29 protein-coding genes and 1 riboswitch are annotated in these 25,541 nt (G+C 70.7%); of the genes, 12 read left to right on the forward strand and 17 right to left on the reverse strand.

Features of this window, described 5'->3' with window-relative positions; genetic code table 11:
• Positions 1-29: 29 nt before the first annotated feature.
• Together V3C34_RS01535 and V3C34_RS01540 are read right to left on the reverse strand one after the other, a co-directional pair.
• A complete protein-coding gene (locus tag V3C34_RS01535; protein ID WP_346007873.1) occupies positions 30-386 on the reverse strand; it encodes a hypothetical protein in 357 nt (118 codons plus the stop codon).
• Positions 387-412: 26 nt separating this feature from the next.
• The gene (locus tag V3C34_RS01540) at positions 413-1,567 is read right to left on the reverse strand and encodes an acyl-CoA dehydrogenase family protein (protein WP_346007874.1); all 1,155 of its coding nucleotides are present in this window, start codon (positions 1,565-1,567) and stop codon (positions 413-415) included.
• 164 nt (positions 1,568-1,731) lie between these two features.
• Between V3C34_RS01540 and V3C34_RS01545 the strand changes: the two genes are divergently transcribed.
• On the forward strand, positions 1,732-3,222 hold the full coding sequence (locus tag V3C34_RS01545) for a sensor histidine kinase (RefSeq protein WP_346007875.1): 1,491 nt from the start codon (positions 1,732-1,734) through the stop codon (positions 3,220-3,222).
• Positions 3,223-3,268: 46 nt separating this feature from the next.
• Here V3C34_RS01545 and V3C34_RS01550 read toward each other — a convergent pair whose 3' ends face one another.
• The 9 genes from V3C34_RS01550 to V3C34_RS01590 form a co-directional block, all read right to left on the reverse strand.
• Positions 3,269-3,844: a nuclear transport factor 2 family protein gene (locus V3C34_RS01550; protein WP_346007876.1), complete on the reverse strand. Its 576-nt coding sequence runs from the start codon at positions 3,842-3,844 to the stop codon at positions 3,269-3,271.
• Complete coding sequence (locus tag V3C34_RS01555; protein ID WP_346007877.1) at positions 3,844-5,163, reverse strand: TRAP transporter large permease subunit; 1,320 nt, start codon at positions 5,161-5,163, stop codon at positions 3,844-3,846. Before V3C34_RS01555 ends, V3C34_RS01550 begins: the two co-directional genes overlap by 1 nt.
• Positions 5,163-5,759: a TRAP transporter small permease gene (locus V3C34_RS01560; protein ID WP_346007878.1), complete on the reverse strand. Its 597-nt coding sequence runs from the start codon at positions 5,757-5,759 to the stop codon at positions 5,163-5,165. The genes V3C34_RS01555 and V3C34_RS01560 overlap by 1 nt, the downstream gene beginning before the upstream one ends.
• A 3-nt stretch (positions 5,760-5,762) precedes the next feature.
• The gene (gene dctP / locus V3C34_RS01565) at positions 5,763-6,821 is read right to left on the reverse strand and encodes a TRAP transporter substrate-binding protein DctP (RefSeq protein WP_346007879.1); all 1,059 of its coding nucleotides are present in this window, start codon (positions 6,819-6,821) and stop codon (positions 5,763-5,765) included.
• 134 nt (positions 6,822-6,955) lie between these two features.
• Entirely contained in the window at positions 6,956-7,954 is a 999-nt protein-coding gene (locus tag V3C34_RS01570; protein ID WP_346007880.1) for a 3-hydroxyacyl-CoA dehydrogenase NAD-binding domain-containing protein, read from the reverse strand.
• The gene (locus tag V3C34_RS01575) at positions 7,951-9,048 is read right to left on the reverse strand and encodes an NAD/NADP-dependent octopine/nopaline dehydrogenase family protein (RefSeq protein WP_346007881.1); all 1,098 of its coding nucleotides are present in this window, start codon (positions 9,046-9,048) and stop codon (positions 7,951-7,953) included. Before V3C34_RS01575 ends, V3C34_RS01570 begins: the two co-directional genes overlap by 4 nt.
• A 177-nt stretch (positions 9,049-9,225) precedes the next feature.
• Complete coding sequence (locus tag V3C34_RS01580; RefSeq protein WP_345913986.1) at positions 9,226-10,401, reverse strand: endonuclease; 1,176 nt, start codon at positions 10,399-10,401, stop codon at positions 9,226-9,228.
• A gap of 118 nt (positions 10,402-10,519) precedes the next feature.
• Positions 10,520-11,557 (reverse strand): NAD(P)-dependent alcohol dehydrogenase, encoded by a 1,038-nt coding sequence (locus V3C34_RS01585; protein ID WP_346007882.1) that lies wholly within the window; start codon positions 11,555-11,557, stop codon positions 10,520-10,522.
• Between the two features lie 39 nt (positions 11,558-11,596).
• On the reverse strand, positions 11,597-12,094 hold the full coding sequence (locus tag V3C34_RS01590; RefSeq protein WP_345913984.1) for a MarR family winged helix-turn-helix transcriptional regulator: 498 nt from the start codon (positions 12,092-12,094) through the stop codon (positions 11,597-11,599).
• Between the two features lie 78 nt (positions 12,095-12,172).
• Between V3C34_RS01590 and V3C34_RS01595 the strand changes: the two genes are divergently transcribed.
• Positions 12,173-12,808, forward strand: coding sequence for a maleylpyruvate isomerase family mycothiol-dependent enzyme (locus V3C34_RS01595; RefSeq protein ID WP_068328030.1), 636 nt, complete (start codon positions 12,173-12,175; stop codon positions 12,806-12,808).
• A 27-nt stretch (positions 12,809-12,835) separates the two neighbouring features.
• On the opposite strand, the gene V3C34_RS01600 is transcribed toward V3C34_RS01595, so the two are convergent.
• Entirely contained in the window at positions 12,836-14,002 is a 1,167-nt protein-coding gene (locus V3C34_RS01600) for an amidohydrolase (RefSeq protein ID WP_346007883.1), read from the reverse strand.
• Positions 13,999-15,018 (reverse strand): pyridoxal-phosphate dependent enzyme, encoded by a 1,020-nt coding sequence (locus tag V3C34_RS01605; protein ID WP_338539178.1) that lies wholly within the window; start codon positions 15,016-15,018, stop codon positions 13,999-14,001. The genes V3C34_RS01600 and V3C34_RS01605 overlap by 4 nt, the downstream gene beginning before the upstream one ends.
• A gap of 91 nt (positions 15,019-15,109) precedes the next feature.
• Here V3C34_RS01605 and V3C34_RS01610 point away from each other — a divergent pair, with 91 nt between their 5' ends.
• Entirely contained in the window at positions 15,110-15,493 is a 384-nt protein-coding gene (locus V3C34_RS01610; RefSeq protein WP_169702022.1) for a hypothetical protein, read from the forward strand.
• 15 nt (positions 15,494-15,508) lie between these two features.
• Here V3C34_RS01610 and V3C34_RS01615 read toward each other — a convergent pair whose 3' ends face one another.
• Complete coding sequence (locus V3C34_RS01615; RefSeq protein WP_082807697.1) at positions 15,509-15,916, reverse strand: NUDIX hydrolase; 408 nt, start codon at positions 15,914-15,916, stop codon at positions 15,509-15,511.
• Positions 15,917-15,998: 82 nt separating this feature from the next.
• Between V3C34_RS01615 and V3C34_RS01620 the strand changes: the two genes are divergently transcribed.
• Positions 15,999-16,673, forward strand: coding sequence for a GTP pyrophosphokinase family protein (locus V3C34_RS01620; RefSeq protein WP_346007884.1), 675 nt, complete (start codon positions 15,999-16,001; stop codon positions 16,671-16,673).
• An 87-nt stretch (positions 16,674-16,760) separates the two neighbouring features.
• Positions 16,761-16,948, forward strand: a riboswitch (cyclic di-AMP (ydaO/yuaA leader).
• On the forward strand, positions 16,946-17,947 hold the full coding sequence (locus tag V3C34_RS01625) for a peptidoglycan-binding protein (protein ID WP_346007885.1): 1,002 nt from the start codon (positions 16,946-16,948) through the stop codon (positions 17,945-17,947). Its footprint overlaps the riboswitch before it by 3 nt.
• 26 nt (positions 17,948-17,973) lie before the next feature.
• On the opposite strand, the gene V3C34_RS01630 is transcribed toward V3C34_RS01625, so the two are convergent.
• On the reverse strand, positions 17,974-18,633 hold the full coding sequence (locus tag V3C34_RS01630) for a class F sortase (RefSeq protein WP_346007886.1): 660 nt from the start codon (positions 18,631-18,633) through the stop codon (positions 17,974-17,976).
• A 53-nt stretch (positions 18,634-18,686) separates the two neighbouring features.
• On the reverse strand, positions 18,687-19,673 hold the full coding sequence (locus V3C34_RS01635) for an excalibur calcium-binding domain-containing protein (protein ID WP_346007887.1): 987 nt from the start codon (positions 19,671-19,673) through the stop codon (positions 18,687-18,689).
• 144 nt (positions 19,674-19,817) lie between these two features.
• Here V3C34_RS01635 and V3C34_RS01640 point away from each other — a divergent pair, with 144 nt between their 5' ends.
• The 6 genes from V3C34_RS01640 (at position 19,818) to V3C34_RS01665 (ending at position 24,518) form a co-directional block, all read left to right on the forward strand.
• Positions 19,818-20,864: a DNA polymerase IV gene (locus V3C34_RS01640; RefSeq protein ID WP_346007888.1), complete on the forward strand. Its 1,047-nt coding sequence runs from the start codon at positions 19,818-19,820 to the stop codon at positions 20,862-20,864.
• Between the two features lie 32 nt (positions 20,865-20,896).
• Positions 20,897-21,541 (forward strand): class I SAM-dependent DNA methyltransferase, encoded by a 645-nt coding sequence (locus V3C34_RS01645; protein ID WP_345913977.1) that lies wholly within the window; start codon positions 20,897-20,899, stop codon positions 21,539-21,541.
• A gap of 1 nt (position 21,542) precedes the next feature.
• The gene (locus tag V3C34_RS01650) at positions 21,543-22,349 is read left to right on the forward strand and encodes a DNA glycosylase AlkZ-like family protein (protein ID WP_346007889.1); all 807 of its coding nucleotides are present in this window, start codon (positions 21,543-21,545) and stop codon (positions 22,347-22,349) included.
• Positions 22,350-22,438: 89 nt separating this feature from the next.
• Positions 22,439-22,921 (forward strand): RNA polymerase sigma factor, encoded by a 483-nt coding sequence (locus tag V3C34_RS01655; RefSeq protein WP_346007890.1) that lies wholly within the window; start codon positions 22,439-22,441, stop codon positions 22,919-22,921.
• Positions 22,918-23,685, forward strand: a complete 768-nt coding sequence (locus V3C34_RS01660; protein WP_346007891.1) for a hypothetical protein — start codon at positions 22,918-22,920, stop codon at positions 23,683-23,685. Before V3C34_RS01655 ends, V3C34_RS01660 begins: the two co-directional genes overlap by 4 nt.
• Before the next feature lie 632 nt (positions 23,686-24,317).
• Entirely contained in the window at positions 24,318-24,518 is a 201-nt protein-coding gene (locus V3C34_RS01665; protein ID WP_346007892.1) for a DUF2188 domain-containing protein, read from the forward strand.
• A 54-nt stretch (positions 24,519-24,572) separates the two neighbouring features.
• Here V3C34_RS01665 and V3C34_RS01670 read toward each other — a convergent pair whose 3' ends face one another.
• Positions 24,573-24,965 carry an ANTAR domain-containing protein gene (locus tag V3C34_RS01670; protein WP_346007893.1) on the reverse strand — a complete coding sequence of 131 codons (393 nt, stop codon included), beginning with the start codon at positions 24,963-24,965 and terminating at the stop codon, positions 24,573-24,575.
• On the opposite strand from V3C34_RS01670, the gene V3C34_RS01675 reads away from it, so the two are divergent.
• Positions 24,964-25,539: a DNA glycosylase AlkZ-like family protein gene (locus V3C34_RS01675; protein WP_346007894.1), complete on the forward strand. Its 576-nt coding sequence runs from the start codon at positions 24,964-24,966 to the stop codon at positions 25,537-25,539. The two genes, V3C34_RS01670 and V3C34_RS01675, sit on opposite strands and share 2 nt — an antisense overlap.
• The last annotated feature ends 2 nt before the right edge of the window (positions 25,540-25,541 follow it).

Genomic DNA, 25,541 nt, shown 5'->3' on the forward strand with positions numbered 1-25,541 from the left:
AGTTCACACTCCTTGTGTACGGCACCGGGTCAGACGTCGTCGCGGATCGTGAGCGCTCGACCCATCCGGGCCTCGATCTTTGCGTAGCGCCACAGGGCGTGCTCCTCGTCGACCATCGTCGTGCGGAAGAGGTTGCAGGCGGCTTTGACGGTCTCCTGGTCGCGGACGTCGGCGAGGACGTAGCACGTCCACGGCCAACCGTCGCTCGGCCCGACGACGTGGGAGTCGTCGTCCATGTTGCCCAGGACGGTCACGCCGTCCATGTCCTCCATCCCGCGCAGCATCCCGGCGAAGGCGGTCCATACCGTGCCGATCTGCGCCTTGGGCAGGTCGAAGAAGTTCTGGTTGATACCCATGCAGAAGAGCACGCGCAGCGGGTCAGCCATGGTCAGTCCTTTCGGTCGTTCATGGGTCAGGGGAAACTCGGGATGCCGGCCTCGGCACCGAGGAGCATGGCGCCGGAGGCCTCGTAGGTGCCGCCGGCGAGCATCGCGTGCTGCGGCGGCACGAGGGCGTCCTGCACGAAGCGCTGCAGCGGGTGCTTGGTGTAGATGGCGCCGGTACCGGCGAGGTCGAAGGCCGCCATGACGACGGCGCGGCTCTCGTGTGCGGCGTGCGACGTCGCGAGGCGCAGCAGCACCTTCTGCTCGTAGCTCACCTCGTCGCCGGCGAGCACGGTCTGCCAGACCTCGTCGGTCGCCTCGTAGAACCAGGCGCGCGCTGAGCGCAGCCTTGCCTCGGCCCTGGCGACGCCGATCTGGAAGGTGCCGGTCGTGCCCCGTCGGTTGCCGCCGGTGATGCTCGTGCGCTGGCTGCCGACCTCGCGGACGTAGTCGAGCGCGCCACGGGCGGCCCCCACCCCGGTCACCGCGAGGACCTGCGCCGCGTAGGCGAGGGCCGGGTAGTGGTAGAGGGGCTCGTCGACGGTGGACGCGCCGCCACGGATGAAGGTGCGTTCGTGCGGGACGAAGACCCCGTCGAGCTTGATGTCGTTGGACCCCGTCGCGCGCATCCCGGCGACGTCCCAGTTCTCGATGACCTCGGCGTCGGCGGGGTCGATGATGGCATTGCGCGGGCGTGGGTCGGTCGGGTCCTTCAGACCCACGCCGAGGATGTCGGCGCCGGCCGAGCCGCTCGCGAACTGCCAGCGCCCGGTGCAGCGGAAGCCGCCCTCGATGACCTCGGGCTCGTGCATGGGGAAGAGCGCGCCGGCGTAGACGATGTCGGGGCCCTGCGCGTAGAGCTGCTCCTGGACCTCGAGCGGCAGCGCGGTGAGGTAGGTGAGCGAGGACCCAAAACTCGCGACCCAGCCCGTGGCCGGGTCGACGGCAGAGATCCGCTCGATGCGGTCGAGGAAGTCGGTCGGCGCCATCGGCTCCCCGCCGAACCTCTGCGGGGTGGAGGCCCGGTAGATCCCCGCCCGCTTGAGCAGCTGGAGGAAGTCCCGGGGCACGTGCCCCTGGGCTGCGAACTCGTCCCGGCGGTCCCGCAAGGCGTCGAGCGCCTCCTCGAAGGCCTTTTCCCGCGCCGGGCCGGCAGGCTCGGCGAGCTCGTACTTTGCGGCCACCAGCGTCTCCGTTTCGTGTGCGTCTTCCAGCGAACACGTTCAACCTAGGAGTGCCCGGACCTGCCTCGCCATTGGTACTTCCTCGGCCCCGGGTAAGGGAATCACCTAGGGGAACGGCGGCGGTTTCGGTGGGACGATGGATGTCGAAGAGTGAGGAGCGACGAGTGTTTCCGACCGGCAAGGACTTCGCGCAGATGACGCTCCACACCTCGACGGGCGTCCTCATCCACGAGGCGGTCTCGAAGAACATCCTGTGGGCCAACCCGGCGGCGTGCCGGATGTTCGACTTCACCCTCGAAGAGCTCAAGCCACTCAAGGCCCACCACATGAGCGGCCAGGAGAAGCAGTACCGCCGCGCCGTCGGCGTGGCCTGGCTCGAGGACGCCGTCGTGCATGGCCGGAGCCACCGGCAATGGATGTACCGCCGCCGCGACGGGCATGAGTTCCTCACCGACGCCGTAGCCGTGCGGATCGAGCTCGAGGACGGCCCGGCCGTCATGGTTCAGTTCCGCGAGATCGCCGAGGAGGTGGGGATCCGCGAGGAGCTCGAGCGCGCCACGGGGTACCTCCAGCGGATCCTCACATATGCCTCCGCTGGAGTCATCCTCCTGGACGAGGACACGCACATCGTCGATACCTCGCCGCTCGTTGCCCGGTTGTTCGGCGCCCCCAAGGAGGCGGTCCTCGGGTGCCGCCTCGACGAGGTCGTGACCGTGGACCCGCCTCTGGACGACCCGGCCGTCCGCGCCGCACTGACCGAGCGGTCGCGCACGGTCGAACTGCGACTGCAGCCACGCTCCAGTGACAACCCGCCGTGGCTGTCCGGTCAGCTCGAGACCGTCGCCCATGACGGCATCGAGTCCCGGATCCTCGCGGTCCGCGACATCACCGGCAAGGTCGCGCTGGAGGAGGCGGCGGCCCACCGCGACGCGGAGCTGCAGCGCGTGAGCCGGGAGAACGCCATGGGCGACATGGCGATGACGATCGCCCACGAGCTCGGTCAGCCGCTCGCCGCGAGCAACAACTTCCTCAGGGGGGTCGTCGCGCGCATGGACGCCCCGAACCCGCGGGAGGCAGCGGTCCGGTACGGGATCGACAACGCGCTGCAGCAGCTGGCCCGAGCGTCGGAGATCGTCGCCAGCGTCAAGCGCTATGTCCAGCGCACCGAGACGCCCTCCTCGCCGGCGGACCTCACCGACATCGTCCGCGACAGCCTGTACTTCGCCGGGATCTCCGCGGCCGAGCAGAGCGTCGTCCTTGATACGCACCTCGCCGCCAGCCCGTTGCGTGTCACGGGGGAGAGCGTGCTCCTCGGCCAGGTCGTGCTCAACCTGCTCACCAATGCCATCCGGGAGGTCACGCCGCTGTCGGCGGACCGCCGGTGCATCCAGGTGCGCACCTTCGAGGAGGACGGACGAGCCTGCTGCTCCGTCGTCGACGAAGGGAGGGGTATGCCTGCCGGTCCGGACGGTGCCACGCCGAGCGGCTTCGTCCGCAGCACCGGCGGCGGCGCCGGGATCGGCCTGATGCTGTGCGAGCGCATCGTCGAGCGCCACGGGGGCGAGCTCGAGATCACACCGAACCATCCCTTCGGCCCGGAGCGCGAGCCTCGCGGCACTCGGGCCACCGTGCGGATCCCGCTCGACCTCGCGTAGCCCGAGAGGTCGAGCGGGACCGGGGTGTGGCGCGGCTGTGGACGCATCAGGGGTCCATGAGGACCGACGCCGAGGGCATGTCGTGGACGAGTCCCTGCGGGAGGTCGGCGATGAGGACGTTCTCCGTGCGGGTGCGGGTGATGAGCCAGCGCTCCCCTTCGCGACGGAAGGCGTTGTTGAGCCGGCTCGAACGCACCCGGGTCGTGCCGTCGGCGAAGACCCACGGCTGCATGTGGATCCACTGGCCGTCGGCCTCGTCTCCGCGAACGTGGATCTGCTCGGCGGTGAGGTAGTGGGCGTTGAGGACCAAGGTGGGGTCCTGCTTCTCGCCCCAGAAGCGCGCGAAGTGCGCCCGGATCTGCGTGGCGCCCTCCGCCCGACCGAACTGGCCCTGGTAGTACTCGCCGACGCCCTCCCAGACGGCATCGTCTGCGTAGAGGTCCATGATCAGGTCGATCCGGTGGGCGTCGTCGACGACTCCCGGCTCGGGGCACGGCGTGTCGCACAGGAACATGTAGCGCGCCTGCACCCGACGGATCTCGGCCTCGGCCTCGAGACCCGTGACCCGATGCTCGAGGGCCGCGAGCCGCTGGGCCAGCTCGTCCGGGGTCGCGGCGGCCACTACGACATCATCCCGGGCAGGAAGAGCACGATGCTCGGGAAGATCGCGAGGATCGTGATGACGACGAGGTCGGAGACGATCCACGGCAGCACCGACCGGTAGAGCAGGGACATCTTCAGGTGCGGCGCCACCCCCTTCATCACGAACAGGCTCATCCCGAACGGCGGGGTGGTGTTGGCGATCTGCAGGTTGATGAGAAGCAGGATGCTGAACCACACCGGGTCCCAGCCGAAAGCACCGACGATCGGCATGAAGAGCGGGGCCGTCACGAGCATGATCGAGACCTGGTCGATGAAGGCACCGAGCACGAGCAGCACCGCCATGATGACGAGCAGCATGAGGACGGTGCCCGACACGGCGCTCGTCACGGCGTCGACGAGCCCGCTCGTCGCGCCGGAAAAGCTCATCAGCTGCGCGTAAAGGGTCGAGCCGAGGACGATCGCGAAGATCATCGTCGTCGTGCGCACGGTCCCGACGCACGAGTCGTAGAGACCGCGCCAGGTGAGCTTGCGCATGCCGACGCCGAGCACGAGCGAGGCCACGGCACCGATGGCTGCCGCCTCGGTCGGGGTGGCGATGCCGAAGAAGATCGTGCCGAGGACGGCGACGACGATGACGCCGGGACCAGCGGCCCGCTTGAGGCCGGAGCTCAGGGCCTCGGCGAAGCTGCGCCGGCGCGCCGCCACCTCCTCACCGTCGGCGCCGCGTCGGCTCCACACGAGGATGATGAAGACGTAGCCGAGGGTCATCATCAGGCCGGGCACGATGCCCGCGATGAGCAGCGGACCGATCGGGACCTGCGCGACGCCACCCCAGAGGATGGCCAGGGCGCTCGGCGGCAGGATCATCGCGAGACCACCGGCGGCGAGGATCGAGCCGACGGCCAGACGGGGGTCGTAGCCGCGCTTCTCCATGTCGGGTAGCAGGGTGCGGCCGAAGAGCGCGGTGTTGGCCAAGGTAGATCCGGAGAGCAGACCGAAGGCCGCTCCACCACCGACCGCCACCATCGCCAGGCGGCCCGGCATGCGTCTCATGGCGATCGAGAGCTCGTCGAGGGCCTCCTGTGCCACCGAGCTTCGGAACATCAGCTCACCCATGAGGATGAAGAGCGGGATCGCCGTGAAGGTGAAGGTCGTGACACTGCTGAGGATGCTCAGTCCGATCTGGTTCAGCGCGGAGTTGACGTCGCCGTAGACGACGAGCGCCCCGAGCGCGCCGGTCCCGAGCATGGCGAAGGCCACGGGGACACGCAGGATCAGCAGGAGCAGCAGGATGGCGAGGAAGGAGCCCAGGAAGGCAAACCACGACATGTCGAGCATCAGTCATTGCCCCTTCGGATGACACGCAGGTCGACGACGATCTTGCGGATGAGGACGACAAGGACGAGCACGAAGCAGATGACCGCCACGCCACTCACCCACTTGCGGGGGATCGCGAGCTCACCACTCAGCGTGGTCCCGGTCAGCAGATCGGACCGTAAGACCTCGGACAGCGCGTAGATGACGACGGCCGTGACGAGGATCTGGACGACGTCGACGAAGATCTCCAGTCGCTGGATCCCCCTCCTGCCGACCGCGGTGTCGATGATCTCGAGGCGCACGTGCTCGTCCCGGTAGGACAAACCCGCTGCCCCGAGCACGACGACGACGAGCATCGACAGGGAGGCCAGCTCGATGAGCCCCAAGACCCCGTGGCCGGCGTAGCGCAGGAGCACTCCGCCGCCCACGCCGACCATGAGGAGGAAGACCACGAGCGCTCCGACGGCCTCCGGGATCTTGGCGGGGAGCCAGTCTGGGTGCGCGATCGCGTCCTGCTCAGCCTCCGAGTGGTGCAGGTGGGAGGTCGCGAGGAGGTCATCGGGAGCGGGCTCCCATTCCACCTCGCGCCCCGGGTCACTGCGTCCAGAGTCGGTCATGGGTCACTTCTCGGGCTCGATGATCGTGCCACCGGGCACGACGCTGCTGAGGTCCTCGCCGTAGCCGGCCTTGAACTTCTCCCGCATCTGCTCGGCCTCGGGGCCCTTGGAGGAAATACGCTTCCAGTCCAGCGCCTCCCAGGCGTCGACGTAGGCGATTTTGAGGATCTTCTGCGAGTCCTCGCCCGTGAACTTGATGGGCTTGACGCCGGTGGCCTGCCAGTCGGCGGTCTCCTTGGCGGCAACGTCGCCGAAGTGCTCGAAGATCTTCGGCTCGAGCTCGACCATCGTGTCGGTGATGGCCTGCTGGGTCTCCTCGTCGAGCGACTTCCACTTCGTGTCGTTGATGACGGTGTTGGCCAAGGAGTCGTAGAAGCGTGGCTGGATGTAGAACTTCGCGACCTTGGAGATGCCGAGGTCTTGGGCGCCGACGGACGTCCAGGCGGAGCCGTCGATGACCCCGCGCTCGAGGGCCGTGTAGATCTCCCCGCCGGGGAGGTCGACCGGCGTGCCGCCGAGAGCCTTGACCATGTTGGAGGTCGCGGACGAGGTGCGGATCGACTTGCCCTTGAAACTCGGGCTGTCCACCTTCTCGTTGAGGAAGATCACCTGGGGGATCCCCGAGATGCTGTGCCCGACGTAGTGCAAGCCGGCGTCCTCGTGGATCTTCTCCCATAGGTCGGAGACACCTTCCTTGCGCTCCTCCTGCGGGCTGAAGGGGGAGAAGCGCGCCAGCTCCAGGGCCGGCACCTGCTGGACGTAGTAGTCACCGGGCAGGGCCGCGCCGTCGATGGCGCCGGACTGCACCCCTTCGATCATCTGGGAGGGGTCCATCGTCTCCGGGCCACCCTTGTACTTCACGGTGATCCACGGAGCCTTCTTCTCCAGCTCCTCGCTGAACATGAAGAAGCCCTTGTTGAGCGGGTGGTCCTTGGCGAAGGACGTGACGAACGACAGCTCGACGTTCTTGTGCCCGTCCGTGGTGCCGCCGCCCGAATCACCACACGCGGCGGTGGCTGTGGCGAGAGCGGCAATCATCGTGGCCGCAAAGATCCTCTTCATGAGATACTCCTTTGTTCCCATTCGTGCGGGAGGGGGCATTCCCGAAATGCATCGGCGTGCAGAGACGCGAGATAATGACGCTGTGACTTCGGGAGGTTATCGACTGGTAGGTTTCCCTGGTATTGGGGATTCCTTTAGTGCTGGACCGTGGATTGCGCGGTCCGCTCCGGTGCCGCGCCCAGCAGTTCCTGCGCGCGCAGCAGGCGGGTGAGGACGTCGGCTCGGTAGGCCTCCTGCTCCTGCGCCGGGTACTCGTGGAAGCCGACGCCATCGCGCAGACCGTTACGCCCATCCATATGACGCTCGACGATGTCCGGCACCGCGTACCGGTGCTCGTCGACGTGCTCGGCCAGGTAGCGGCCCGCGTGAAAGAGGGTGTCGTTACCGCCGTAGTCGATGAACTCGAGCACCCCCATGCTCGCGAAGCGGAAGCCGAGCCCGTAGCGGGTGGCGGTGTCGACGTCCTGAGGGTTCGCGACGCCCTCGTCGACGAGGCGGGCCGCCTCGTTCATGATGAGCGCCTGCAGGCGGGGGACGATGTAGCCCGGGGTCGGGCCGCAGACCACGGGCACCTTGCCGATGGCCTCCAGGTGCGCCCGGACCGCGGCGACGATCTCAGGGTCGGTGCCGGGGTGGACGCTCAGCTCGACGAGCGGCACGACGAAGGCGGGGTTGAGCCAGTGCGTGTTGAGGAAGCGCCCGGGGTGGGTCACCTGCCCGGCGAGCTCGGTCACGAGCATGGCCGAGGTCGTCGACCCGACTGGGGTGCCCGCGGCGACGTGCTCGCTGATCAGGGCGAAGGCCGCGCGCTTGGCCTCCTCGGTCTCGGGGACCGCCTCGTACACGAGGCCGGCGGCGGCGAGGACCTGTGCCGTCTCGTCGGGCCGGGCCACGCCGACCAGCGCGGCGCAGCGCTGGGACCGCTCCGGGGCGAGGGCGCCGAGCCCCACGAGGCGCTCGAGGTCACCGCGCACGTCGGCGTGCACGGCCTCGGCGAAGGCCGCGGCGCCGGCGGCGTCGCGCTCCTTGACGTCCAGGAGGGTGACGGGGATGTCGCCCAGCACGTGGGCGACTGCGATGCCGCGGCCCATCCGCCCACCGCCGACGCAGACGACGGGACCGAGGACGCTCATCGTCGAGCCTCCGTGAGCAGGGCAGTCATCTCGTTGCGGGACAGGCCGGCCAGCCCCAGGGTGGGGAGGCTCCGCTCCCCGTCGCGCAGGTCCTCGCCGACGACCGCGCCGGCAAGCGCGAGCAGGCCCGCGGCCACGGGGACATCGACGCCGGCCCAGTCGGCGACGGAGACGAGGAAGGCCAGGCCGAGCGCAGTGTCCTCGCGCATGTAGCGGTGCTCGTGCAGGTCGATCTTCTCCCGCCAGTCACCGCTGTCGACGAGCTTGGCGTGGGAGGAGGTGTCGCCGTACATCCACTGGTCGTTCTCGTAGTGGTCCGCGAGCGGGAAGTGCGGCGCGGCGTAGCCGAGCGCCTCGCGCACCCGGATCCGCTCGTGGTCGAGTGCGGTCGTCACGGCCCGCACCGACGGCTGCGTGCCCTCGTTGTGGATGTCCCAGGCGGGAAAGTGCTCCAGCGGACCGGCGTTCATGAGGATGAGCGGCGGGTGGATGATCGGTCCTGCGTTCATCAGCGCACCGGACAGTGCGTCCTCGCACCGCTCGACCGAGGGGAAGGCAGCACCGATGACCTCGAGCGCCCGGTCGGTGTCCGCGGCCGGGTAGACACCCGTTGGCAGGCGGGTTGCTCGCGCCGAGATGTTGATGACCGCGTCGCCGTGCTTGCGGGCGAGCCACGGCAGGGTGCCTGTCTCGGCCCAGCTGACGCGGGCGGTGCTGCCCTGCTCGCGCACGATCTCGCTCATGATCCAGGCGCCGAAGGTGCCGGGCGGCAGGAAGACGACCTGGCCGTCTTCGAGGTGGGGCGCCATGGCGACGGCGATGTCCCGCTGGGCCACGCCCGGGACCGGGACGACGACCAGCTCGGCACCTCTGACCGCCTCGCCGATGTCGGTCGACACTCGTGCGATCTGCACCTCCCGCGACCCCCGCTCGTCCTTGAGCGTGATCACGCGTCGCTCCAGGATGGGAGCCAGCTGCTGCGCGTCGCGGCGCCACAAGCGCACCTCATGCCCCTGCTCACTCAGGTCCGCTGCGGCTGCATAACAGCCGTGCCCCCCACCCAGTACCGCAATTCTCACGCCTACTCCGATCATGGGAACCAGAAGAAACAAACTCTGGCTCGACCCTAGGAGTGCTTTAACTGGGACTCAACGGAAAAGGCATAACGAGGTCCTTCAGGAAGATAGGGAATTCCCTTATCTGCGGAACCCCGAGGATCGACCGCGTGCGCCCAGGGCGAGGAGTCACGCCACTGCGCGGCGCATGATGCGTCACCAGATCGACTCGACCCACTCCGGGTGGTCGATGAAGGGGTTGCGGTTGCCCTGCCAGTTGGCGTGGATCCGCTCGTTGCGGCGCTGCTCGAAGGCGTCCGGCGGGTCCTGCTGGCTCCACTGCTTGAGCACCGAGACGCGCCCCATGTACGGGGTGGAGCCGTTGCCCACGCGGTCGTTGACCTCGAGGTCGACCACGTCGCCGACCTCGTAGCGCACCGACATGTAGAAGATCATCCGGGCGACGTCACCCTTGACCGCGTCCCGCGGCTCCCAGGAGTCGCCGTCCGAGTAATTGCCGGGCGCCTCGGTGCTCTCGCTGCCGCCGTCGTCGAAGTCGAGGTTGCCGCGGGCGCTGTTGACCGTCACGTCCGTCGGACGCAGGTGGTGCAGGTCCGTGCCGGGTCCGGCGGTCGTGCCGAAGTCGCCGTGGCTCTTGGCCCACACGTGCTCACGGTTCCAGTTGTCCACTCCCCCACCGTTGTTCGACTTCGGTGAGCTCGTGCCCTTGTAGAGCAGGACGACGTTGTTGGTGTTGCGCGGGTCCTCGTCGACGTCCTTGATGCCGTCCCAGACCTGGTCGTAGGACAGGACCCGGTTGTTGCTGATGATCTGGTGCAGCCGCGCCTCCAGCTGGCTGCCGGTGAGGCCGGCGGTCCCGTCGTAGTAGCTGCCCGGGTCGGTCGGCTCGCCGGGGTCGGTCGGGTCGCCGGGGTCGCTCGCGCCCGCGGGCGAGATCGCGCTCGTGCTCTTCATCCCCGGGTGCGAGAAGTACGCCGACAGCGCACCGGTCGCGTCGATCTGGTCGCCCATGCGGTCGGGGTTGGACGCCAGCCCCCACTGCGAGCGCAGCGCGCTCGGCAGCTGCACGTAGAGCATCCGCGCGGTGTCGGTCTCGGACGGGCTGGCCGCGATGGCCAGGGCGTAGTCGTTGGGGAAGCCGCTGCGCACGACGGTGCTGGTCGCCGTGGGCTGCCCGACGACGTACCCGCGCACGGTCTGGGTCGACCCGTCCTGCCGGCCGATCGCGTCGGCGACGGTGAGCGGGGTGGTCGCGACGGCCACGGCCGAGGTGGGTGCAGCCGGGGTGACGGCCTGCGAAGGGAGGGACGGGACGGCGACGAGCAGCGCGGCGGCGCCGACACCGGCCAGCCGAGCGAGCATGCGGGACATGGGTGGACCTCACGGGTGGGGGCTGGGGTGTGCCCAGCCTCACCGCCCGTGAGGTCCGGTGGGTGAACTCCTGGTCAGGGACGGGTCGAGGTTCTCCCCCTTCGTCCCCGGCGCGGGATCAGATCGTCGCCGCGTCGATGACGAAGCGGTAGCGCACGTCCGAGGCGACGACCCGCTCCCAGGCCTCGTTGACCTGGTCGGCGGAGATGACCTCGATCTTGGCGCCGATGCCCTGCTCCGCGCAGAAGTCGAGCATCTCCTGGGTCTCGGGGATGCCTCCGATGTTGGAGCCGGCGAGCGAGCGGCCGCCCACGATGAGCGAGAAGGCCGGGACCTCGAAGGGCTCGACCGGGCCGCCGACGTTGACGAGCGTGCCCTCGGGCGCGAGCAGGCCGAGGTACCGCTTGATCGGCAGCTGCGCGCTCACGGTGTTGAGGATGAGGTCGAAGTGCCCCGCCAGGTCCTCGAAGGTCGACGCGTCGCTCGTCGCGCGGTAGTCCGTGGCGCCGAGCGCGAGGCCGTCCTCCTGCTTCTTCAGCGACTGGGACAGCACGGTGACGTCGGCGCCGAGCGCGACGGCCAGCTGCACGCCCATGTGGCCGAGGCCGCCGAGACCGACGACGGCGACCTTCGAGCCCTCGCCGACGCCCCAGCGGCGCAGCGGCGACCACGTCGTGATGCCCGCGCACAGCAGCGGCGCGGCGACGTCGAGGTCCAGACCCTCGGGGATCTTCAGCGCGAAGTCTTCCGTGACGACGACGTGCGTCGAGTAGCCGCCCTGGGTGATGGTGCCGTCACGGTCGGTCGCGTTGTACGTGCCGATCGACTGCGGGCAGTACTGCTCCTTGCCGGCCCTGCAGGCATCGCACTCGCGGCACGAGTTGACCAGGCAGCCGACGCCGACGCGGTCACCGACCCGGTGCTTGGTGACGTCGGAGCCGACCTCGGCGACGGTGCCGGCGATCTCGTGGCCGACGACGAGCGGGTACGGGGCCTGGCCCCACTCGCTGCGCGCGGTGTGGATGTCGCTGTGGCAGATGCCGGCGTAGGCGATCTCGATGAGGACGTCGTCGGGCCCGACGTCACGTCGCTCGATGGTGGTGGCGGACAGGGGGGCGGTGGCGGACGTGGCCGCCCATGCCTTCACGGTGCGCACGGGGGTTCCTCTCGGACGACGAAGGGGGGACCCGCCCAGTCAACTCCTGCCCTCCCCCTGCGACCAAACGACCGCTCCCGACCCGGCACTGCCCCGGGGCAGTGCGGACTCGGGGTCGACGACGTCGCGGAGGTCGTCGAGGGCGGCGCGCAGGGCGCGAGCACGGCGGGCACCGAGGACGGCGGTCCACTCGTCATCGGTCTCGGCCTCCGCGCGGCGGGCGTGCGGGATGAGCCCGCGACCACGCTCGGTGAGCACGACGAGGCGGGCGCGTCCGTCGCTCGGGTCGAGCTCGCGCGTGACGTACCCCGCTCGCTCGAGGCGGTCCACGAGCGCGACGGCGGTCTGCTTGGCGACCCGGGCGCGCTCGGCGAGGACGACGAGGCGGGTCCCCCCTTCGTCCATGCCGGCGAGCAGGCGCCCCTGCGCGCGGGTGATGTCGTCGTGCCCGGCCTCGGCGAGGCGCGCGAAGACCCGGTCCTCGGCCGCACGGTGGGCGAGGAACATCAGCATGCCGAGCGGCAGCTCACGGGGCACGGGCACCTCCTGGTGGGTCTCCTCAGGGACCAGATGTAGTCCTATGATCGTACTATCACGTCGCGAGAGGGGACGGCCATGGACACCGAGAGCATGTGGAGGGCCGTCGACGAGGGCCGGACCCGGCTCGCGGGCCTGGTGCGGCCGCTCACCGCACCCCAGTGGGCCACGGGCTCGCTGTGCACGGGCTGGACCGTCCGGGACGTCCTCGCGCACGTGACCATGCCGCTCATGGGCAACGGGGCCCTGGCCGCGATGGCGCTGCGGCACCCGGGCGGGATCAACCGGCTGATCCGAGAGGGCTCCCGGGAGATCGCGCGGCGCCACACCCCGGAGCAGCTCGTGGACCGCCTGGAGCAGCTCGTGGGCAACCGCCGCACCTTCCCCGGGCTCAGCGTGCGCGAGGTCCACCTCGACCTCCTCGCCCACACGCTCGACATCGCGCTGCCGCTGGCGCTGGACCCCGACCTTCCCGTCGACCACCTCCGGGTGGCCGCCGACCACGCCCTGCACCTGGCCGGGGGCAGGAAGGGCAAGGTCTTCGAGCACCTGCCTCTCGACCGGGTGCGCCTGCAGGCGACCGACACCGACTGGTCCCACGGCAGCGGCCCCGAGGTCACCGGCGCGATGTCCGACCTCTACCTCCTCGTCACGGGCCGGCGGGCGGGCCTCGGACGGGTCACCGGACCCGGGGTCGCGGCGCTCAGTCCCTGAGCCTCCCCGAAGAGCGTCCCCGTCGCGTCACGGCGCCTGCCGCAGCTCCTCGAGCGCGACCGCGACGAGGTAGCGCACGCCGTCGGCGAGGATGTCGTCGTTGATGTCGTAGTCGCTGCTGTGCAACGGGGTCCCCCCACGGCCGGGCTGTGTCCCGTTGCCGAGGAAGACGAAGCACGCGGGGACGTGCCGGGCGAAGACGCCGAAGTCCTCGCTGGGCATGGCCGGGTCGCAGTCGCCGTCCACCCGCTCGGCGCCGAGGACCGCACGGGCCGCCGCCACCGCCCGCGCGGCGGCTGCCGGGTCGTTGAGCGTCGGCGCGAACTCGTGCGTGTACGTCACCTCGGCTCTCGCCCCGTGCGCGGCGGCGATGCCCGTCGCGAGGTCGTGGATGCGCCGCTCGAGCAGCTCCTGCACCGCGGGGTCGAAGCTGCGCGTGTCCCCGCTGATCCGCACGGTCGTCGGGATCGCGTTGCGGGCCCCGTCGGTGACGAACCCCGTGCAGGACAGCACTGCTGGTGCCGCCGGGTCGATGCTGCGTGCGACGACCGTCTGGAGCGCGAGCACGATCTCGGCGCCCACGACGAGCGGGTCGACGACTGCGTGGGGCCGGGCGGCGTGGCCGCCGCGGCCGGTGACGACGATCTCGAAGTCGTCCTCGCTCGCCATGAACCCACCCGCCCGCGTGTGCAGGTGACCGGCCGGGATCCCCGGCATGTTGTGCAGCCCGTACATCGCGTCGACGGGAAAGCGCTCGAAGAGTCGGTCGTCGACCATCGACTGCGCGCCCCGGCCGGGTTCCTCCGCGGGCTGGAAGACCATCCGCACCGTCCCGTCGAAGTCCTGGGAGGCGAGCGCCGCCGCAGCCCCCAGCACCATCGACATGTGCCCGTCGTGCCCGCAGGCGTGCATGCGACCGGTGGTGGCGGACCCGTGCTCGCGGCCGGCGACCTCGGTGATCGGCAACCCGTCCATGTCGGCCCGCAGCCCGACGGCCCGCGGCGATTCCCCCTTCGTCAGGGAGGCGACGAGACCGGTCCCGCCCAGGCCCCGCACGACGTCGTAGCCGAGGTCGGCGAGGACGGCGGCCACGCTGTCGGAGGTGACGGCCTCCTCGAAGGCCGTCTCGGGGTGGCGGTGCAGGTGGTGGCGCCACGCCCGCAGCTGCTCCTCGTCCACGCGAAGGGGGTTCACGCCGGCATCCCCTCGGTGCTGAGCAGGACGATGGTCGCGTCCTCCGGCAGGTCGAGCTCGGCGCGCCGACCGGGGTCGAGGAGCGCTGCGCGCACCCCGGCGAGCGTCGACGACCCGGAGGGGCCCGACGAGATCCCGAGCGCGGCCAGGTCCCGCGAGGCCGCGAGCGCGGCCTCGTCGGTCACGGTCACCGCGGCATCGCACCCGTCGCGCAGCACCGGCCACGCGAGCGTGGAGACCGTGCCGCAGTTGAGGCCGGCCATGACCGTGCTGCCCGTCTCGACGGAGACCGGCGCCCCCGCCTCCAAGCTGGCGAGGACGCACGCCGCCGTGTCCGGCTCGACGCTGAGCACCCGGACCGACGAGCCGCGCCGGTAGTGCGCGACGACGGCCTGGATGAGCGACCCCACGCCCACCCCGACGGCGACGAGGTCGGGCTCGCCACCCAGCTGCTCGTCGATCTCGAGCAGCAGCGTGTCGTACCCGTCGACGATCCACCCGGGCACGTCCTCGTAGCCCGGCCAGGCCGTGTCCTGGACGAGCTCACGCCGGGGGTCCTCGGCGGCGTACCGCGCCGCCACCCGGACCGTCTCGTCGTAGTCCGCGTCCACCCGGACCACCTCGGCGCCCTGGTCCACGATGCGCTGCTCGGCCCCCGCTGTCATGACCGCCGGGACGAAGACCGTCGAGGACGTCCCGAGCAGCCGCGCCAGCCAGGCCACGGCCCGACCGTGGTTGCCGTCGGTCGCGGTGACGAGCTGTGCTCCGGGTGTCCTGTCGAGCACCTGGTGGCAGGCCCACGAGGCGCCGAGCACCTTGAAGGCGGCGAGCTCGAGCCGCTGCGACTCGTCCTTGACGAGGACACGTGCGACCCCGAGCTCCGCGGCGAGCGCCGGCAGGTCGACGAGGGGCGTCGGCGCGTAGCCGGGCAGGGTGCGGTGGAACGCGCGCGCGCCCTCGTGGACGACACCGCCCGTCCACTCACGGGCGGCGGGGTTGCTCCTCCAGGTGCTCATGCCGCCAGCATCGACCGCACCCGATCACCACGTCCAGCGCGGCTCGCCCGGCCACCACCCGCTCGCCCGGTCCACGGCCTACGCTCTGCGGGTGCCCGATGACCCCGAGACCGCCCGGCTCACCCTCTTCGTGTGGGCGGCCTGGGGCTTCGCCGCCCTCGTGGTCCTCCTCCTGCTGACCCTGCTCGCCGGGGGCTGGTGGGTGACCTCGCGGCGGGTCCTCGTCGACTTCGCGCGGGCCCGCGCGGCGGGCGACCTCTGGGCCCCGCTCATGCGCGACGAAGGGGGCGAGTGGGGGCGCATCGTGCGCAGCCAGAAGCAGTCGGTCTTCCGCGCCGAGAGCCGCGGCGATGCCCGTGACCTGTGGCTGCGGTGGGGCCCGCTCCTCGTCCTGCACGGCCTGCTGACGCTCGTCGTCGTGGGCGCCATCGTGTGGATCCCGCTCGCCCTGGCCCGGGTCGCCCTGTCGCTCTAGCGGATCGTCGGGACGTCACCGACGCGCCTCGACCACGAGGTGCAGCAGCGGCGCCGAGTCGTCCGGCAGGGGTTGCGTCGGGTCCACCCAGCGCACCTCCTCGATCTCCGCGGCCGGGGTGATCCGCGGACGGCGAAGGGAGGTCAGGTGCGGGTGCCGGAAGACGGTCGCGACGAGCGCCCGGCCGGGCTCGTTGGCGGCATCGGTGTGGTGGACGGCGACGAGCTCGAGGTCCGCGGGGTCGAGCGCCAGCCCGAGCTCCTCGGCGACCTCACGGATCGCGCAGTCGGCCGCGGACTCGCCCTCCTCGGGCTTGCCGCCAGGGTGCATGAAGGAGGTCGTGCCGCGCTTGCGGACGGTGAGGACGCTCCCTTCCGCATCCTGCAGCTCCACCGCGCTCACGACGATCGGGCCCTGGTCCACGCCGTCACCCTACGGCCGTCCCGGCCGACGCTCAGGCTGGGTCCCTACCCTGTCCGCGATCCCGGACGCCAGGAGGAGGGACATGACCAGCCCGGTCGACCTGCCCGCCGATGCGGTGCAGCGCTTCGCCCGCATCCGCGAGGACTTCACCCGCATGATGCTCGGCTACCGATTCGGCATGGAGCTCGTCGCGACGCGGCTGGAGATCCTGCGCGAGGAGTTCGCCGAGCTGCACCGCGACAACCCGATCGAGCACATCTCGACCCGCGTCAAGAGTCCCGAGAGCATCATCGACAAGGCCGCCCGGCAGGGTGTCGAGCTCGAGATCTCCGCGCTGCGCGAGCACATCACCGACATCGCGGGGGTGCGGGTCATCTGCTCCTTCGTCGCCGACGTCTACCGGCTCGTCGACTCGCTCACCGCGCAGGCGGACATCACCGTGCGCGTCGTCAAGGACTACATCGCCCACCCCAAGCCCAACGGCTACCGCTCGGTCCACGTGATCCTCGAGATCCCCGTCTTCCTCTCCTCCGGGCCGGTGCAGGTCCCTGTGGAGGTGCAGTTCCGAACCGTCGCGATGGACTTCTGGGCGAGCACGGAGCACAAGATCTTCTACAAGTACGAAGGGGACGTCCCGCCCCACCTGCGGCAGCGGATCGCCGACGCCGCGGTTACCGCGGCGCGCATGGACGAGGAGATGGCCGAGCTGCACCGGGCGGTGCACGGGCAGCCGGACAGGTCGCCACATGGCGCGTAGGGGGCGAGCGGAAAGTTTCCACAGGCACCGTGACCATTTCGTGTCCTGATGGCCTAGTCTTCTCGCGACCCCACCACACGAGGGGTCGCTCACGGGTCGCCGAGTCCTGCCAGCCCGTGAGTCCCTGAGGAGGAGTGGCAGGAGCGGGGGACCCACCAGATCCACGGCCCCAGTGCCTCGGGGTGAAGTCCTCGGCGGTCGAACCAGACCGCCAGGGCGGGGTGATCTCCACTCCAACCCGACAGCTAACTCCGCAGGCGTAGGAGAGTTCGATGTCGAAGTTCTACGCCGGGCGTCACCGCGCCCCCAGGACCACCAACCCCCTCGCGCGCCACACGGGCGCCGCCCTCGCCGTCGCCGCCATCGGGCTCGGCACCACCACGGTCGGCGCCTCGTCCGCCACCGCCGCCCCCTCCGTCCAGTCGGCCGGGGCCACCGCGACCTTCACGGGCACCCTCTGGCAGGGTCACCGCGGCGGGCTGGTCAAGCAGGTCCAGCGCGTCGTCGGCGTCACCGCCGACGGCGTCTACGGCCCCGCGACCAAGGCCGCCGTCAAGCGCTGGCAGGCCCGCCACGGCCTGACCGCGGACGGCATCGTCGGCGCACGCACCGGCACCAAGATGCGTCTGGGCTCGACCGCCCGTTCCACACGCACCTCGACCCGCACGAGGGCGGCGGCCGCCCCCGCCCGGTCCCGCTTCACCGGCACCCTCTGGCAGGGTCACCGCGGCGGGCTGGTCAAGCAGGTCCAGCGCGTCGTCGGCGTCACCGCCGACGGTGTCTACGGCGCCGGGACCAAGGCGGCCGTCAAGCGCTGGCAGGCCCGCCACGGCCTGACCGCCGACGGAGTCGTCGGTCCCCGCACCGGGTCCGCCATGGGCATCAAGCGCACGAGCACCCCGCAGCGCACCTCGCGCACCTCGGCGCGCACCCCGATCTCGAGCGGCAACGTCCTCGGCACCGCCTCGCGCCTCGTCGGCACCCCCTACCGGATGGGCGGCACGAGCCCCTCGTCCGGCTTCGACTGCTCGGGGTTCACCAGCTACGTCTTCCGCCAGCACGGCACCTCCCTGCCGCGCACGGCCGAGCAGCAGCGCCAGTCGACGACCCGTGTCTCCTCGCCGAAGCCCGGGGACCTCGTCTTCTTCGGCACCCCGGCCTGGCACGTGGGCATCTACGCGGGCAACGGCAAGATGTACGACGCCGGCAACTCGCGCGTCGACACCACGCACCGCCCGATCTGGACGAGCGCCGTCTCGTACGGCCGCGCCTGATCGGCCGCGCCCGCCGGGTCGGCCCCTCAGGCGGACGGCAGCGCGGTGAGCACGACGTTGTCGCGGTAGTGCCGCTCCCCGTCGATGGTGATCACCGGTCCGCCGCAGGTCACGACGACGAGCTGCCGCGGCCCGTCCACCGCGAAGATCGAGCGCGGCAGCGCGACCTTGGAGTACCGCTGCAGGCTCGAGGTGACGAAGGTGCGGCGCACCCCTTCGCCGTCCGTGACGTAGACGAGCGCTCCCGGCTCGGCCTCGGCGAGCCGCGCCAGGGCCCCGGGGGTGCCCGACAGGTCCACGTGGCCGGCGAGCAGCGTCGTGCCCGACGACGAGGTCAGCGGGGCGGAGTCGATGTCGAGGCCGACCCGCCAGGGCTCCCTCGGGATCGTCAGGCTGCCTCCGCTGAACCGCACCGAGGACAGGCCCGCGTACACCCCGAGCGAGGGGACGTAGACGCGGTCCGAGCCCATGCTGCCCGGCGACATGACGACCTCGCTCGACGCGCTGGCCGCGCTCGTCGTGCTCGGCCTGCTCGTCGGGGTGTCGTCGGGGATCGGGGCGACGGTCGCCGTCCGGGTGCCGTCAGGCGTCGGGCGCGCGACCGCGAAGGTCTGCCGTGGGACGGGCGCGGCGACCGGCTCCTCCCCTGACGTCGACCACCAGATGAGCCCGCCCCCGGCCAGCACGAGGAGTGCGGCGAGGACGAGGAGGACGGCGCGGCGCAGCGCGGGTCCCGGGATCAGTGGAGCCGGCGGGCGCGCACCGCGACGCCCGCACCGGCGAGGACGAGCGCGAGACCGCCCACGAGGCCGAGGGCGCTGGGGCCGGCGACGTCCGGCACGCCGGCGTTGATCGTGCGGGCCTCGTCGCGGTTGGGCGCGGCGTCGTCACCGGCGAAGTGGCTCTCGCAGGCGATCCCGTCGTCGTCGGCGTCGAGACGGTGCGGGTCGGTGGCCGGACCGCCGTTGGTGGTGAAGAAGGTCTGGGCCGCCGCCTGCGTCGGGAAGTCGGCGCAGTCCCTGTCCACGAGGTCCGCGCGGTCCACGGAGTCCGCGGCCCCCTTCGCCTCGGCGGTGGCCGGAGCTGCGGGAGCGGCGATCGCGGGAGCGGCGATCTCGGGCGCGGCGACCTCGGGGGCAGCGGGCGCGGCCTGGGGTACGACGACCTTCGGCGCCGCGGGAGCCGCCTGCGGGAACGCGACCTCGGGAGCGGCGGGCGCGCTCTGCGGGACGACGACCTCGGGGGCGGCAGGCGCAGCCACCGGAGCGGCAGGCGCCGGCGGGGCGGGCTCCGGCGCTGCCTCCACGACGGGCGCGGGCTCCGCGGCGCCGCACGAGGCGTCGAGCAGTGCGTTGACCGGGGTGGCGCCGTCGGTCCACAGGGCCGGCGCCCAGTCGTCGTCGAGCGTCGTCGCGGGGTCGAGCTCACCGGAGGTGAGCGCGACGGCCATGACCGATGCGTCACCGCCTGCGGTGACCTCGCTGGCAGGGGCGATGGTCGCGCTCAGGTCCGGCTCGTCCGCGGCGACCAGACCGCGAGCGGTCAGCGCGTCGCGCACCGACCCGACGAGCACGGGATCCACGCCGTCGGCGGCCGTGACGGAGAAGGTCGTGCCGGGAGCGCACAGGTCGGTCGGCACGGCCGCCTGCGCCGGCGCGGTGAAGGTCAGGGCCAGGCCCCCGCTCATGGCGAGTCCGGCGATGATGGTCCTGGTCGTGTGGCGCACGGTGATCTCCCCTGGTGGCTCGTCACGTTCCCCCGGCCCCGGCGGGCCGACGAGCATGGCGCTGTTATACCAGTGCCACCCCCCGGCGGGGAAGGCTCCGGCCGCAGACCCACCGCTGTCACCCCGAGGCGTCACCATGGGGACATGACGCGCTGGGTGCTGCACGTCGACATGGACCAGTTCCTCGCGGCCGTCGAGGTGCTGCGCCGGCCCGAGCTCGCGGGCCTGCCGGTCATCGTCGGCGGGCGCGGCGACCCGACCGAGCGGGCCGTCGTCTCGACGGCGTCGTACGAGGCGCGCGAGCTCGGCGTCCGGTCCGGCATGGCGCTGAAGATCGCCGTGCGCAAGTGCCCGGACGCGGTCTTCCTCCCCGTCGACTTCCCCGTGTACGAGGCCGCGTCGCAGAGGGTGATGGACACCCTTCGCGCCGTGCCGGGTGCCGTCGTCGAGGTGCTCGGCTGGGACGAGGCCTTCGTCGGGATCGAGACGGATGACCCCGAGGCGGTCGCCCGGGAGATCCACGACGCGGTCCTCGCCGCGACCGGCCTGCACTGCTCGGTCGGGATCGGCGACACCCGCGTACGGGCCAAGACCGCGACCGACTTCGGCAAGCCGCGGGGCATCTTCCGGCTCACCCGCGGGAACTGGCTCGAGGTCATGGGGGCACGACCCACGACCGCGCTCTGGGGTGTCGGCCCGCGGACCGGGACGCGCCTGGCGGGCCTCGGGCTGCGGACCGTCGCCGAGCTCGCCGCCGCGGACGTGGACGGGCTCGTCGCCGAGCTCGGTCCGCGCACCGGGCCGCACGTGCTCGCTCTCGGCCGCGGCGAGGGCAGCTCGCAGGTCGACGACACCCCGTGGGTCGCCCGCGCGCATGGCCACGAGATGACCTACCAGCAGGACCTCGTCGGCCCCGAGACGATCGAGGCCGCCCTGCGCGCCCTCGCGGAGCAGGTCGTCACGGACCTGCAGGGCGAAGGGAGGGCCTGCGCCCGCGTCCACCTCAAGGTGCGTTTCGCCCCCTTCTTCACGGTCGTGCGGGTGCGCAAGCTGGCCGAGCCGACCTTCGACCCCGCGGTCGTCGCGGGGACGGCGATGGACCTCTACCGGGCACTCGACGACGACCGGCCGGTGCGGCTGCTCGGCGTGCGCGGCGAGATGGTGCCGCCGGAGGGCGGCTACGACCGGTGACGGCTGTCCCCGGTCGGTGGCAGGGTGGTCCCATGGGCCACGACGCGCGACACGACCACCCCGGCAGCAGGCGCTTCGACGACAAGGCGGCGACCTGGGACGACGACCCGGACAAGATCCGGCAGTCCGGTGAGGTGGCTGCCGCCATCGCCGAGGCCGTCCCGCTCGCACCCCGCACCAAGCTCCTCGAGTACGGCGCCGGCACCGGCCTGGTGACCATCGCGCTGCTCGAGTCCCTCACCGAGCCGACGATCACCCTCGCCGACAACTCCTCGGGGATGCGCCAGGTCCTCGCCGACAAGGTCGCGGACGGGGTCCTCCCCTCGCCGACCCGGGTGTGGGACCTCGACCTGGAAGCCCATCCCGTGCCGTCCGAGCGCTTCGACCTCGTCGTCACCTCCAACGTCATGCACCACGTGCACGACCTCGACCGCGTCCTCGCCGCCTTCGCCGAGATGCTCGAGCCCGGGGGCCACCTGTGCCTCGCCGACCTCGACCGCGAGGACGGCAGCTTCCACGACGGCGACTTCGACGGCCACCACGGCTTCTCCCGCGAGGACCTCGCCACCCGGCTCGGCGCCGCCGGCCTCACCGAGGTGCGGGTCGGCGACGCCGGCACCGTGCTCAAGCAGGGCCGCGACTACCCGGTCTTCCTCGCGGTCGCCCGCAAGGCCTGAGGTGCGGCTGGTCGACGACCGCGAGCGGCGCGCGCGGCTCGCGACCCGGCACGGGCTGCACCCCGCCCACCGGACGAGCGACCCCGTCACCGCGGCCCGGTCCGTCGTCTGCCTGCACGCGACCGAGGCGGCGACCGTCCACCTCGCGGTCGGCGCGCGGACGTCGGGGGTGACCCCCTTCGCCGTGGACGAGGCCATGTACACCGAGCGCAGCCTCGTCAAGCAGCTGGCGATGCGCCGCACCCTCTTCGCCTTCCCCCGCGACCTGCTGCCCGCGGCTCTCGGGGTCGCCGTCGGACGCATCGCGCCCGAGCAGCGCCGCCTGGTCTCCCGAGACGCCGCGAGGCACGGGGTCGCCGACGACGGGGACGCCTGGCTCGACGCAGCGGGCGCGGCGGTCCTCGCCCAACTCTCCGGCGGCGGAGCGATGAGCGCCAAGGAGCTGCGCGAGGCACTGCCCGAGCTCGCCGGGGCCATCACGGTCAACGAGGACAAGCGGTACGGCGGCACCTTCAACCTCGCGCCGCGCGTCCTCGGCTGGCTCGGGGCGGAGGGCAAGATCACCCGCGGGCCCAACGCCGGCCACTGGCTCCGCGTGCAGCCGCGCCAAGGGCGGGCGCTACCGCGCCCGCCCAAAGGGAAGGGGCCGCTCCGCGGCCCCCCGCTCAGGCGAGCTCGAGCTGGGGGCCTTGCCTCCACTGCTTCGTCGCCTCTTTCGCCCAGGTCCCTGTTTTGGAAATGGTGCCGCAGTGCCAATCGTCACTTTGCGCACCTCGGCCCCTCGTCATTGCGCACCCCGTCACGATGAGCGTTGAGGGGCCAGCCCCGTCAAGGTGGGAAGACAAAGAAAGGTAGTGGCCTGATGGAACCAACGGCCCGTCTCAGCGTCATAAGGACATGAAGTTGCACGATCGCGAGGGCTTGGAGGAGTTGTACTCCGCCTTCTACCCCCGCCTGGTGGGCGAGCTGACAGTCGTGGCGGGCTCACGCACCTCAGCCGAGGACTGCGCCAACGAGGCGTTCACCCGGCTGATCTTGCACTGGAACAAGGTCTCCAGGTACGACAGCCCCATCGCGTGGCTACGCACCGTGGGGTATCGCCTCGCCGTCGACGAACACCGACGATCACGACGTCACCCGCCGCTGAGCGATCACCAGTCCCCAACGACGACCAGAAACGATCACCCGCACAGCCACGAGATCTGGCAAGCGATCCGCGAATTGCCCGCCATCCAGCGGGAGGTCGTGGTGCGCCGCGCCGTGCACGACCTCAGCGACGCGGAAATCGCCGAGGACCTCGCCGTGCCCATCGGGACCGTCAAGTCGCGTCTCTCCCGAGCGCGCACCAGCCTTCGTTCTCGACTAGGAGAGCCATCATGACCCACCCCGACCTCGATGCCGTGCGCACCCTGATCGACGACGAAGCGGACCGCGCGCGCCAAGACATGCCACCCCTGGACGTGCTGATCGCGACCGCAAACGCCCGCCGACGGCACCGCCGAGGAGCAGCACTTGGAGCAGTCCTCGGGGCAACCATGGTCGCCGGGGCGGTGGGCCTGACCTTCGCCTGGAACGATCAACCACCGAGCGTCGACATCGCCTCGACGAGCTCGTCGTCGTCCTTCCAGTCCGCCGGCGACGACCTTCCCGCGCACCCCCGCCCCGACCAGGTCGCAGAACGGTTGGCCGAGATCCTCAACGCCCAGGGCCGCGACGGCGGCGGGACGTGGATCTCCGAAGAGAAGACACTCAACATCTACGTCGCCGGGCCCGCCGCCGGCAAAGACGCCACGGTCGACGAGATCCAGACCTTGGCCGACGACCTGACCAGCGCCGTCGACTTCACCGTCGAAGTACACGCTGGGGGGCTGCGGACCGAGGCGCAACTGGTCTCGACGATGGACGCCGTCGCCGACACCAAGAGCTACGACCCGGACGGGGCAGTGAGAATCCGTGCGATGCGGATCGACCACAAGACCGGCCAGGTCGAGGTGGACGTGACCAGCCAAGCCGCAGCTGACATCGTCGAGAAGACCTTCGGGGCCGCGGTCCGGACCCAGGTCAAAGCCCCCCGCACCCAAGAAGAAATCGACGAGATGTTTCAAGGGGGGAACCCGCCCTCGCCGACCCCTGCTCGCAACTGATCCAACGACACCCTCGACGCGCGACATACACGTCGGGAAACACAGCGACCCTCGTGAAGATCACCGCGAGAAGCAGGTCTTGTAGTCGAGGTACGCCTTCTGGAAATAGTCGTTGTGGTACTTGATAAGCGGCGAATCACCGTAATTAGTGGTGTAAAGGTAGTCAACGTTGACCCAACTCTCGCCCACGGATAGTGAATGGATCTCATTGCCCTGGTACGCGTACCCGACGCGTTCGCTATTCGTGCTCCACGTGTCATAGATTCCAGCTGTTTGTACAACCTCGTATACCCAAACGTTGCACCCAGCATTGGTTCTGGCGTGCTCGTGCTGCGTCAAAGACGCGAACGCCGACACCGCGTACTTGCCGAATCGATCGGGCAAGCGTAGACATGTGCCGGAACAGAAATGACACGGCAGATAGCCATCTAAGAATGTCTCCCTGGCTGGATGCGCGATGTTCAGGTTGTAACAACGTGAACACCACACCACGTGCTGCTCACTCCCCATCCTGACAGTGTCCCGGATGGCTCGACCCTTCCATTACCCGCGTACCGAGGGGTGAGACTCCATCGACTGGCTGAACCGATGAAAGGGAATACTCCGATGGCGAAGAAGAAGAACATCACACAGTGCCGACCAGCGGTGGATGGGCGAATCGTCGCGAGGGCGCGCAGCGTGCATCGAGCACGCACGCCACGAAGGCCGAGGCGCAAGCGGTCGGCCGCGCGGCGGCCAAGAAGGACGGCGTCGAGCACCTGGTGCACAAGAAGGACGGCACGATCGGTGAACGCAACTCGTATGGCAACGACCCCAACCCGCCGAAGGGCTGAGCCGAGGGCCTCGTCTTCAGGCTCGTTCACGTCTCCCTTTGCCGGGCAGCCGAGTCACGAGTCGCGCCCGGGACCGTTGAGGAGGAGCCCGTATGTGGCATTGGCGGTGTCGATGAGTTCCTGAGCCAGGTCACGCATCTTGATGTTGCTCGTGGTAAAGACCCGCACGAGGAACTGGAAGGCGTGGTCCTCGGTGATCTGGTAGCGCTCCATGACCAGCCCGATGGCTTGGCCGATCGCCTTGCGGGTGGCCAAGGCTTCGTTGAGCTGATCCTCACGTCGAGCATGTCCCAGCGCCGTGGCCGCGTGCGCCGCGAACAACTCTGCGGTGTGAACAACATCAGGATCGATGTGATCCGTCGTGGTGGCATAGACATTGAGCCCGCCAAGCGTCTCTTCCGCCATGTACAGCCGCAGACCGCTGTCGAAGCCCGCGTGGACCCTCATGGACGCCTGGCTCGGCGGGCCGGTCGCGCCGCTGCCGCTCGACGCGCCCTACGCGGAGCTCGTGCGGCGGTGGCTGGCGCGGTTCGGGCCGGGCACGCTGGAGGACGTCCAGTGGTGGCTCGGCGCGACGAAGGGGTCGACCCGCACCGCCCTGACGGCGGTCGGCGCGGTCGAGGTCGCGCTGGAGCGCGCCCGCACCGGGTGGGTGCTGGCCGACGACGTCGAGCCCGCCCCGGAGGTCGGGCTGTGGGCGGCCCTGCTGCCGACGCTCGACCCGACGACGATGGGGTGGAAGGAACGCGACCACCACCTCGACCCGGACCACCGGCGGTGGCTCTTCGACAGCAACGGCAACGGCGGCACGACCGCCTGGTGGGACGGCCGGGTCGTCGGCGCGTGGGTGCAGGACGAGGACGGTGTCGTGTCGGTCGTCGAGTGCCCGGGGGTCGACCCAGGGAGCGAGGCGCGTGCGGCGCTGGCGCTCGAGGCCGAGCGCCTGACGGCCTGGCTCGACGGCGTGCGGATCGCCAACGTCTACGCCTCGGCACTGATGAAGGGCGAACCCCTCCCTTGACC

The organism is Janibacter terrae (assembly GCF_039636765.1).
GTDB classification, from domain to species: Bacteria; Actinomycetota; Actinomycetes; order Actinomycetales; family Dermatophilaceae; genus Janibacter; species Janibacter terrae.